At 41.1% G+C, this 11,387-nt stretch carries 9 protein-coding genes and 1 tRNA gene; 4 read left to right on the top strand and 6 right to left on the bottom strand.

Translation table 11 applies throughout. The features are described from left to right. Nucleotides 1-117 precede the first annotated feature (117 nt). From WKI42_RS01300 to WKI42_RS01325, 6 genes are all read right to left on the bottom strand, one after another. Nucleotides 118-1,248: an ABC transporter ATP-binding protein gene (locus WKI42_RS01300; protein WP_164226637.1), complete on the bottom strand. Its 1,131-nt coding sequence runs from the start codon at nucleotides 1,246-1,248 to the stop codon at nucleotides 118-120. A gap of 288 nt (nucleotides 1,249-1,536) precedes the next feature. Then, a tRNA-Leu gene (locus WKI42_RS01305) sits at nucleotides 1,537-1,622 on the bottom strand. A gap of 80 nt (nucleotides 1,623-1,702) precedes the next feature. Continuing rightward, complete coding sequence (locus WKI42_RS01310) at nucleotides 1,703-2,278, bottom strand: cysteine hydrolase family protein (protein WP_000158736.1); 576 nt, start codon at nucleotides 2,276-2,278, stop codon at nucleotides 1,703-1,705. Further along, nucleotides 2,278-3,066 carry a GTP-sensing pleiotropic transcriptional regulator CodY gene (gene codY / locus WKI42_RS01315; protein WP_000940732.1) on the bottom strand — a complete coding sequence of 263 codons (789 nt, stop codon included), beginning with the start codon at nucleotides 3,064-3,066 and terminating at the stop codon, nucleotides 2,278-2,280. Before codY ends, WKI42_RS01310 begins: the two co-directional genes overlap by 1 nt. A gap of 267 nt (nucleotides 3,067-3,333) precedes the next feature. Next, nucleotides 3,334-4,908 (bottom strand): DEAD/DEAH box helicase, encoded by a 1,575-nt coding sequence (locus WKI42_RS01320; RefSeq protein WP_173234677.1) that lies wholly within the window; start codon nucleotides 4,906-4,908, stop codon nucleotides 3,334-3,336. A 197-nt stretch (nucleotides 4,909-5,105) separates the two neighbouring features. Next, a complete protein-coding gene (locus WKI42_RS01325; RefSeq protein ID WP_173218594.1) occupies nucleotides 5,106-6,332 on the bottom strand; it encodes an L-lactate MFS transporter in 1,227 nt (408 codons plus the stop codon). A gap of 193 nt (nucleotides 6,333-6,525) precedes the next feature. Between WKI42_RS01325 and WKI42_RS01330 the strand changes: the two genes are divergently transcribed. The 4 genes from WKI42_RS01330 (at nucleotide 6,526) to WKI42_RS01345 (ending at nucleotide 11,276) form a co-directional block, all read left to right on the top strand. Continuing rightward, nucleotides 6,526-7,842, top strand: a complete 1,317-nt coding sequence (locus WKI42_RS01330; protein WP_138700647.1) for an FAD-containing oxidoreductase — start codon at nucleotides 6,526-6,528, stop codon at nucleotides 7,840-7,842. Between the two features lie 98 nt (nucleotides 7,843-7,940). Then, nucleotides 7,941-9,284, top strand: coding sequence for a lipid II isoglutaminyl synthase subunit MurT (gene murT / locus WKI42_RS01335; RefSeq protein WP_368080979.1), 1,344 nt, complete (start codon nucleotides 7,941-7,943; stop codon nucleotides 9,282-9,284). After that, nucleotides 9,284-10,066: a lipid II isoglutaminyl synthase subunit GatD gene (gene gatD / locus WKI42_RS01340; protein ID WP_368080980.1), complete on the top strand. Its 783-nt coding sequence runs from the start codon at nucleotides 9,284-9,286 to the stop codon at nucleotides 10,064-10,066. Before murT ends, gatD begins: the two co-directional genes overlap by 1 nt. A gap of 127 nt (nucleotides 10,067-10,193) precedes the next feature. Further along, nucleotides 10,194-11,276, top strand: a complete 1,083-nt coding sequence (locus tag WKI42_RS01345) for a Xaa-Pro peptidase family protein (RefSeq protein WP_368080981.1) — start codon at nucleotides 10,194-10,196, stop codon at nucleotides 11,274-11,276. The last annotated feature ends 111 nt before the right edge of the window (nucleotides 11,277-11,387 follow it).

The raw sequence follows: 11,387 nt of genomic DNA on the forward strand, positions 1-11,387 counted from the left end.
ACTTCCCTAGCAAAAAGGAGAGAAGCATTTTGTTTCTCTCCTTAGATTAACTGATATCTCTCCACTACAATTGATAAAGAGATATCTTTTCTTGTAGTGCTTTGAATTTTATTTATTTTAGTAGACTGTTTTTTCAGTTTCTACATCAAAGAAGTGTGCTTTGTTCAAGTCAAATCCAAGTTCAACTGTTGCACCTGTTTGCAAGTAGTCACGAGCATCAACTTTTGCAACAAATTCATCTTTACCAACTTGGCAGTAAAGGTGAGATTCTGAACCAAGCAGTTCTGATACAGAGATAGTCGCTTTTACAACACAGTCTGGGAATGTTTCAAGGAAAGCAGGTTCTGCATTCACGTCTTCTGGACGAATACCGAAGATCAATTCTTTACCTTCGTAGCCTTTTTCACGAAGAACTTTCAAAGCACCTTCTGGAACTTTCAAACGGAAACCATCAGAAATAATTTCATTTCCAACCAATTTCACATTGATGAAGTTCATAGCTGGGCTTCCGATGAATCCTGCTACGAATTTATTAACTGGGTTTTTGTAAACTTCTTGAGGAGTACCGATTTGTTCAACACGTCCGATAGTACCTGTACCAGCAGGGTTCTTAGTTGCTGACATGATAACGATACGGTCTGCAAGTGTCATCGCTTCTGTTTGGTCGTGAGTTACGTAGATAGTAGTAGCTCCGATACGACGGTGGATTTTCGCAATCTCAGCACGCATTGATACACGAAGTTTAGCATCCAAGTTTGACAAAGGTTCGTCCATCAAGAATACTTTTGCATCACGGACGATGGCACGACCCATGGCAACACGTTGACGTTGACCACCTGAAAGGTCAGCTGGTTTACGTTCCAAAAATTCTTTCAATCCAAGAATTTCAGCTGCTTCTTGCACACGTTTGTCGATGTCTTCTTTGCTGTATTTACGCAATTTCAAACCGAAAGCCATGTTGTCATAAACAGTCATGTGTGGGTAAAGAGCGTAGTTTTGGAATACCATGGCGATGTCACGGTCTTTTGGAGCTACGTCGTTGACAACCACGCCATCGATAGATGCAGTACCTTCTGTGATGTCTTCAAGACCAGCAATCATACGGAGTGTAGTTGATTTACCACATCCTGAAGGACCTACGAAAACGATAAATTCTTTATCTTTGATGTTCAAGTTGAAATCTTCAACTGAATAGTGTTCGCTGTTTGGATATTTTTTGTAAATATTTTTAAGATTTAATTCTACCATGAGGTGAACTCCTTTTGTCTTTTGATAATTATATTATAGATGAAAACGCTTTACATTTCTATGGCAAGGTGACCAAAAAAACAAAAAAGTTCTGTGCAACTTGCACAAAACTTTAGAGAATATCGGAGAATTTTAAGAAGATAATCTTTATTATTCTTCTATACAAAAGACAAAAGCAGAAACAAGGATTAGTTTTCCCATATTTTCGCTGATTCTCCACTACATTTGACTGGATTCTAATTTTTTAGAGAAATACAAAAGAGCTAGCCTAAGCTAACTCTTATCCTATGCGGAGAGAGGGACTTGAACCCTCACGACCTAAAGCGGTCACAGGATCCTTAGTCCTGCGCGTCTGCCAATTCCGCCATCCCCGCGTCGATTACTTTACTAGTATATCAACTTTTGGAATACTTGTCAACACTTTTTTTCAAAATTTTTCATTTCATCTACCAAATTACTCAGAAAGTTCATTTAGATTTTCATCTACCAACTTAGCTCCAAGTGTATTTTTGAAATGACCTAGGGCAAATTGATGATTTTCAGGCCAGATAGAAGCAACAGCTGGTTTAACAATCTCGATGTCATATCCTAGATTATAGGCATCTATAGCTGTATGCAGGACACAAATATCCGTCAAGACTCCTGTTAAAATAACTGTAGACACTCTACGCTCTCTCAAACGAATATCTAGGTCAGTCCCTGAAAAAGCTGAGTAATGGCGTTTATCCATCCAAAAGACACGACTGTCTGAACCATGCTCTTGATAAAAGATCCCCAAATCTCCATATAAATTCCGTCCACTAGTCCCAATCAGATTATGAGGCGGGAATAGTTTACTTTCTGGATGGAAACAATCGTTTTCTTCATGAGCATCGATAGTAAAGAAGATGTAATCTCCGCGTTCAAAAGCTAATCGAGTCACCTTGCTAATGGCTTCCGAAATAGCTTGAGCTGGAGCACCTGCTGTCAATTTACCACTGTCGGCAACAAAATCTTCTGTATAATCAATCGAAATCAAAGCTTTAGTCATTAGTAATCTCTTTTCTTCACTTCTTCAAAAATATCTGAAATCAAGACCTTAAGGTAGGTTCCCTTCATTCCAAGCGAGCGACTTTCAATAATCCCAGCGGACTCAAGTTTACGAAGGGCATTGACAATCACAGAGCGGGTAATTCCGATACGGTCTGCAATTACAGACGCAGTTAACTGCCCTTCATTTCCATTTAATTCCCCTAAAATTGCGGAAACTGCACGAAGTTCTGAGTAAGAAAGGGTATTAACCGCCATGGTAACAGCAGTACGGCGACGGATATTTTTCTCATCTTCTTCACGCTGGAAGTTAAGAAGCTGAATCCCAACAACGGTACTGGCAATCTCAACCAAAATCAAATCTTCATCTTCGAATTTTTTATCATTGCGCCAAATAATCAAAGAACCAAGGCGAATCCCCGATACATGAATCGGTGCAATAGTCGTCAAGCCATCTGGAAAATCATCTCTACTCTCAACAGGGAAAATACTCATATCATGCTCAACAGGCAAGTTTGCTTCTGTTTCGTAAATCATATTAGCCCCTTGAACGTAGTCATCTGGGAAAATCTTAGTTTGGAAGAATTGCTCTACGCGATCTGTATTTGTTTTATAACGCATAAAATAGCCAAGCAGACGTCCCTTACTATTGATAATGCAGGCATTGCAATGAATAATATCCGCTAACTGACGCGTAATAGCGTTGTAAGGCAGCTCATCCTGCAACTGCTCCTCTGAGCGCTTCAAAATTGATGTAATCTTTCTTGTTTTTTCTAATAAATGTGCCATTTTTCACCTCGAATTTAATCGCTATCATTATAACATAAAAACGTCTCTTTTTCAATAATTATCTGAAAATTCCTTATTGACTTGCAATTTTTAAAAACCATTTTTAAAAACCAGAATATTTTTAATTAAATTGTTCCTTTTCTATTGACAAGTTGCCTGTTTTTGTGTATCATAACATTATAAAAAGATAATACAACAATTTTATTTATCTTTTTTCACATTCGGTCTCCTTATATAAAAAAGCGATTCATTTTGAACCGCTTTTTCCTATTTATCGCCCTTGTTACGAATAACAAAGCCTGTTTGCTTTTCGCTTGAAGTAGTGCGTGGTTTTTTATTATCCTTACGGTAACGTTTTTCCTTATCAAAACGATCGTTGCCACGACTTCCTTTTTTGAAATCATCACGGCGGCCACCACGACGGTTGTCTCCACGGCGATTATCACGACGGTCATCTCCACGACGACCTCCCTTAGCTTTACCACCGAAGCCATTACCTGACGGTTTAAACGGTAGTGGTTTTTCACGTGCAATCTCCACTTCTGGAAGGCTATCTGGGTCTTGAACAGTCAGACTCAAAATATACATTGCCAATTCTTCTGGAGTAAATTCGGCAGCTAGTTTACGAGCATCCTTGCCAAATTTCTCAAAGTTGGCACGAATGGTTTCATCTGCAAAATCACGTTCGATTTTCTTAAGAGCTACTTGCTTTTTAGCTTGGAAGGCTTCTTCTGCACTTGCAGGTTTGAGACCTTTCATGCGTTTCTTAGTCAAGTTTTCAATGATTTGGAGGTAACCCATTTCATTTGGTGATACGAAAGTAATAGACTGACCTGACTTACCAGCACGACCTGTACGACCAATACGGTGAACATAACTTTCAGGATCTTGTGGAATATCGTAGTTATAGACATGAGTCACACCTGAAATATCCAAACCACGCGCAGCAACGTCTGTCGCAACCAAAACATCAAGATTGCCATTTTTAAAGTCACGAAGGACACGCAGACGTTTGTTTTGGTCCAGGTCACCATGAATTCCTTCGGCACGGAAACCACGGATTTTAAGACCACGAGTCAATTCATCTACACGGCGTTTAGTACGACCAAATACGATAGCAAGTTCTGGTTGTTCCACATCCATAAGACGAGTCATGGTATCAAATTTTTCTTGTTCCTTAACTCGGATATAGTACTGGTCAACCAATTCTGTTGTCAATTCCTTAGCCGCAATCTTCACATGCTCAGGTTCTTTCATAAACTGAACACCGATACGTTTGATAGCATCTGGCATAGTTGCTGAGAAAAGCAAAGTTTGACGGTTTTCAGGAACACGAGAAATGATGGCTTCGATATCTTCAAGGAAGCCCATGTTGAGCATTTCATCTGCTTCGTCAAGGATGAGAGTTTCAATATCTTGTAATTTCAAGGCCTTGCGTTTAATCAAGTCCAAGAGACGACCAGGTGTTCCCACCACGATATGGGCACCAGATTTAAGAGCCTTAATTTGTTTTTCAATGCTCGATCCGCCATATACTGAACGGACTTTCACTCCCTTACTACGACCAAAACGGAAGAGTTCCTCTTGACTTTGGACAGCTAGTTCACGTGTTGGAGCGATGACCAAGGCTTGGATGGTCGCTTCTTCTGTACGGATTTTTTCAAGAGTAGGCAAGCCAAAAGCTGCAGTTTTTCCTGTACCAGTCTGAGCTTGACCGATCACGTCCTTACCTTCAAGGGCCAAAGGAATGGTTTGTTCTTGGATCGGACTGGCTTCTACAAAACCAGCTTTTTCAATCTCTGCTAGCAAATCAGCAGACAAGTTTAATTCATTAAATTTCACGTTATTCTTCTTTCTAAAGGTGGTGCGAAGCCACCCTATAGGGCTTAGTGTATACTTTTCTTTTTATGACGTATTTTCATATACTGGATACAAAATCGTGTTGCTTCTTTTCCACAAAAGAAAAGTACTGTTTTCTTTGCAACCCATCTAGTATAACACAAGACCAGAGCAAAAGATAGCCTAATTTCTCTAGAAAATCATGTAAGCGGTTTTTGGCTTTCCTTTTTGATGGAACGACCTAGATAATAAGACAAAGCCAAGGCGATACTATATAAAATGATAAAAACGAACAAGGTTTGTGTGTAAGAATGAGCCATTTTATAAGTCTCTGCTAATAAAATAGGTCCTGCTAAACCAGCCATTGCCCAAGCTGTTAAAATATAACCATGCAGAGCGGCCAATTCCTTGGTTCCAAAAATATCACTGAGATAAGCTGGAATCAATGAAAAACCAGCTCCATAGCAAGTCATCAAAATAGACATAGCGACTACAAATAAAACGGAATCTGTAAAGAGCCAAAGTGAGAGAGAAAAGAAAAGATTGACAAGCAGTAATATACTAAAGGTTAGGGGGCGACCGATATAGTCAGATAAGCTCGCCCAGAGCAAGCGACCAAATCCATTGAAAATCCCTAAAACGCCCACCATTACTGCTGCATGACTTGTAGACAAGCCAGCCATCTCCTGTGCCATTGGCGATGCCGCTGAAATTAAGCCTAAACCACAAGCTATGTTGATAAAGAAAATAATCCAAAGTATATAAAACCGATTGCTTTTCAGAGCCTGATTTGCAGCCATTCCTTGCGTCAAAGAGGCTGTTTTTTCTTTCCCTGAAGCAGATAAAATTGCAAGCTCTTGCTCATTTGGACGCTTAATGAATTGTGAAGCTAGGAGCATGATAATAAAGTAACTTGCACCTAAAATATAAAAAGTTTCTACAAGCCCTACCCCTGCGATGAGATGTTGCGCTATGGGACTAGTCAATAAAGAAGCAAAACCAAACCCCATAATCGCTAAACCTGTTGCGAGACCACGTTTATCAGGAAACCATTTTATAATCGTTGACACAGGGGTAATATAGCCTGCTCCCAAACCAAGCCCACCTAAAATGCCGTAAGCCAGATACAACAACCACAGTTCCTGACGGTCTATTGCAAATCCTGTTAAGATATTTCCACCTGCGTATAGAAAAGCAGATAGACTCCCCATGACTCTCGGACCAAATTTTTCTACCAAACGCCCCATAAATGCAGCCGATAAGCCTAAACAAAAGATTGCTAGACTAAAGGCAAAGGCAACAGAAGCCTGATCCCATCCCGTTTTTTCAATAATAGGGTTACGATAAACACTCCAAGCATAAGTCGAACCCAGCATTAAGTGTAAAATGACCCCAGCAAAGGCAATAATATAACGATTCGATTTCATAAAACCTCCTATTTTCGAACATTTATTCTATCTTATATAAAAATAGATAGGATTTTAGTTTATCAAGCTTGTCAAAAAATTACTAGCTTTTTGTCTGGAAAGCGTTTTTATTTTTTTCTGTCTTTTTCGTAGCAGAATTGTGCAAAAGTTTTTTTCTTGTGCTAGAATGTAATTCGAATAGGAGGAACTCTAAATGTTAACTTATGATTTAATCGTTATCGGATTTGGTAAGGCTGGTAAAACACTAGCTGGTAAATTGGCTTCAGCTGGCAAAAAAGTTGCCCTCGTTGAACGTAGCAAAGCTATGTACGGTGGAACTTGTATCAACATCGGTTGTATCCCAACTAAGACTTTGCTAGTTGCTGCTGAGAAAGACTTGTCTTTTGAAGAAGTGATTGCTACCAAAAACACTATCACTGGTCGCCTCAACGGTAAAAACTATGCGACTGTTGCTGGTACTGGCGTGGACATCTTTGATGCGGAAGCTCACTTCCTTTCAAATAAAGTCATCGAAATCCAAGCTGGTGATGAAAAGAAAGAACTGACTGCTGAAACAATCGTCATCAACACTGGTGCTGTTTCAAACGTCTTGCCAATCCCTGGACTTGCTACAAGCAAAAACGTCTTTGACTCAACAGGTATCCAAAACTTGGACAAGTTGCCTGAAAAACTTGGAGTCCTTGGTGGCGGAAATATCGGTCTTGAATTTGCTGGCCTTTACAACAAACTTGGAAGCAAGGTCACAGTCCTAGATGCCTTGGATACTTTCCTACCTCGTGCAGAACCTTCCATCGCAGCTCTTGCTAAACAATATATGGAAGAAGACGGTATTGAATTGCTTCAAAACATCCGTACTACTGAAATTAAAAACGACGGTGACCAAGTGCTCCTCGTGACTGAAAACGAAACTTACCGTTTCGACGCCCTTCTCTACGCAACTGGACGCAAACCAAATGTAGAACCACTTCAACTTGAAAATACAGATATTGAACTAACTGAACGTGGTGCTATTAAAGTAGACAAACATTGTCAAACAAACGTTCCTGGTGTCTTTGCAGTTGGAGATGTCAACGGTGGCCTTCAATTTACTTACATTTCACTTGATGACTTCCGTGTTGTCTACAGCTACCTTGCTGGAGATGGCAGCTACACTCTTGAAGACCGTCTCAATGTACCAAACACCATGTTTATCACACCTGCCCTTTCACAAGTTGGTTTAACTGAAAGCCAAGCAGCTGATTTGAAACTTCCATACGCAGTGAAAGAAATCCCTGTTGCAGCCATGCCTCGTGGTCACGTAAATGGAGACCTTCGCGGAGCTTTCAAAGCTGTTGTGAATACTGAAACAAAAGAAATTCTTGGAGCAAGCATCTTCTCAGAAGGTTCTCAAGAAATCATCAACATCATTACTGTTGCTATGGACAACAAGATTCCTTATACTTACTTCACAAAACAAATCTTCACTCACCCAACCTTGGCTGAGAACTTGAATGACTTGTTTGCGATTTAAGTTGAGATTTGATCGTATCGAACAGCCCTCTTTGGGCTGTTTTTGCTTCTGCGAAACACCAAATCTGTCTTTTCACTCTTTTGTGATATAATAGAAACATGAACTTAAAAACTACTTTGGGCCTTATTGCTGGGCGCTCTTCCCACTTCGTTTTAAGCCGTCTTGGACGTGGAAGTACGCTCCCAGGAAAACTTGCCCTTCAATTTGATAAAGATATTTTACAAAACCTAGCTAAGAACTATGAGATTGTCGTGGTGACTGGAACCAATGGAAAAACCTTGACAACCGCCCTCACTGTCGGCATTTTAAAAGAAGTTTATGGTCAAGTTCTGACCAACCCAAGCGGTGCCAACATGATTACAGGAATTGCGACAACCTTCTTAACAGCCAAATCTTCAAAAACGGGGAAAAACATTGCCGTTCTAGAAATCGATGAAGCCAGTCTATCTCGTATCTGTGACTATATCCAGCCAAGCTTATTTGTTATCACCAATATCTTCCGTGACCAGATGGACCGCTATGGTGAGATTTACACAACTTACAAGATGATTTTGGATGCTATTCGTAAGGTGCCTACGGCTACTGTTCTCCTAAATGGTGACAGTCCTCTTTTCTACAAGCCAGCTATTCCAAATCCTATACAGTATTTTGGTTTTGACTTGGAGAAAGGTCCCGCCCAACTGGCTCACTATAATACCGAAGGGATTCTCTGTCCTGACTGCCAAGGCATCCTCAAATACGAGCACAATACCTATGCAAATTTGGGTGCCTATATCTGTGAAGGCTGTGGATGTAAACGTCCTGATCTGGACTATCGCTTGACAGACTTGGTTGAGTTGACCAACAATCGCTCACGCTTTGTCATTGACGGTCAAGAATACGGTATTCAAATCGGTGGACTCTACAATATCTACAACGCCCTAGCTGCTGTGGCCATCGCCCGTTTCCTCGGTGCAGATTCGCAACTCATCAAGCAGGGATTTGATAAGAGCCGTGCTGTCTTTGGACGCCAGGAGACCTTCCATATCGGTGACAAGGAATGTACCCTCGTCTTGATTAAAAATCCAGTCGGTGCAACCCAAGCTATCGAAATGATTAAACTAGCACCTTATCCATTTAGCCTATCTGTCCTCCTTAACGCTAACTATGCAGATGGCATTGATACCAGCTGGATCTGGGATGCTGATTTTGAACAAATCATTGACATGGACATTCCTGAAATCAACGCTGGAGGTGTTCGTCATTCTGAAATCGCACGTCGCCTTCGAGTGACAGGCTATCCAGCTGATAAAATCACTGAAACAAGTAGTCTGGAGCAAGTTCTTAAAACAATTGAAAACCAAGACTGCAAGCATGCCTATATCCTAGCTACCTATACTGCTATGCTGGAATTTCGCGAACTGCTGGCTAGTCGTCAGATTGTTAGAAAGGAGATGAACTAATGGTTTATACTTCACTTTCCTCAAAAGCTGGCAATTACCCCTATCAGCTCAACATTGCCCACCTCTACGGTAACCTCATGAATACCTACGGGGACAATGGAAACATCCTCATGCTCAAGTATGTGGCTGAAAAGCTGGGAGCCCATGTGACGGTTGACATCGTTTCTCTCCATGATGACTTTGATGAAAATCACTACGACATTGCCTTTTTCGGTGGCGGTCAAGACTTTGAACAAAGTATTATTGCAGACGACCTACCTGCCAAAAAAGAAAGCATTGACAACTACATCCAAAACGACGGTGTAGTTCTGGCTATCTGTGGCGGTTTCCAACTATTGGGGCAATATTATGTTGAAGCTTCAGGCAAACGCATCGAAGGGCTAGGTGTCATGGGTCACTACACCCTCAACCAGACCAATAACCGCTTTATCGGTGACATCAAGATTCACAATGAAGATTTCGATGAAACCTACTATGGCTTTGAAAATCATCAGGGCCGTACCTTCCTCTCAGATGACCAAAAACCGCTGGGACAAGTTATCTACGGCAATGGAAACAACGAAGAAAAAGTCGGCGAAGGGGTTCATTACAAGAATGTCTTTGGTTCCTACTTCCACGGACCTATCCTCTCTCGCAATGCCAATCTGGCCTATCGCCTGGTCACTACTGCCCTCAAGAAAAAATATGGTCAGGACATCCAACTCCCTGCCTATGAAGATATTCTCAGCCAAGAAATCGCTGAAGAATACAGCGACGTCAAAAGCAAGGCTGACTTTTCTTAAAACAAGGAAAACCATATCAAAGAACTCCTCTATCTTACTGGAGTTCTTTTTGTCTGTTCTTTTACCCTTCTCCCTTGCATTTTCTCTCATTTTTTGCCAAAATAGAGGAGTAGAAAGAAGGTAGCATATGTCTAAATTACAACAAATCGTAACATATCTTGAATCAGAAAAACTAGACGTCGCTGTCGTATCTGACCCCGTCACAATCAATTACCTCACTGGCTTTTACAGTGATCCCCATGAACGTCAAATGTTCCTTTTTGTCCTAGCAGATCAAGAACCTCTCCTCTTTGTCCCAGCCCTTGAAGTGGAGCGTGCTACTAGCACTGTTTCCTTCCCAGTTGTGGGCTATGTGGATTCTGAAAATCCATGGCAAAAAATGAAACATGCTCTTCCACAGCTTGACTTCAAACGTGTCGCTGTTGAGTTTGACAATCTCATCTTGACCAAATACCATGGCTTGAAAATAGTCTTTGAAACTGCTGAGTTTGAAAACCTCACTCCTCGTATCCAACGCATGCGCCTCATCAAATCAGCTGATGAAGTGCAAAAAATGATGGTTGCAGGTCTCTATGCGGACAAGGCTGTTAAGGTTGGTTTTGACAATATTTCTCTTGATAAGACTGAGACAGATATCATCGCTCAAATTGACTTTGCCATGAAACGTGAAGGCTATGAAATGAGCTTTGATACCATGGTCTTGACTGGTGATAATGCTGCAAATCCACACGGTATTCCAGCAGCTAACAAGGTTGAAAATAACGCCCTTCTCCTCTTTGACCTGGGTGTTCTCGTCAACGGCTATGCTTCAGATATGACTCGTACAGTCGCTGTTGGTAAACCCGACCAATTCAAGAAAGACATTTATAACTTGACTCTTGAAGCTCAACAAGCTGCTCTTAACTTTATCAAGCCAGGTGTGACTGCCCATGAAGTGGACCGTGCTGCCCGTGAGGTCATTGAAAAAGCTGGTTACGGCGAGTACTTCAACCACCGTCTTGGTCATGGTATCGGTATGGATGTCCACGAATTCCCATCTATCATGGAAGGAAACGACATGGTCATCGAAGAAGGCATGTGCTTCTCTGTTGAACCAGGTATCTATATCCCGGGTAAAGTCGGTGTCCGTATCGAAGACTGCGGTGTTGTTACCAAGGACGGCTTTGACCTCTTTACAAGCACCAGCAAAGACTTGCTTTATTTTGATTAATATTCATCTAATACTCAATGAAAATCAAAAAGCAAACTAGGAAACTAACCGCAGGTTGCTCAAAACACTGTTTTGAGGTTGTAGATAAGACTGATGAAGTCAGCTCAAAAC

The organism is Streptococcus pseudopneumoniae (assembly GCF_038148935.1).
Taxonomy (GTDB): Bacteria; Bacillota; Bacilli; order Lactobacillales; family Streptococcaceae; genus Streptococcus; species Streptococcus pseudopneumoniae_U.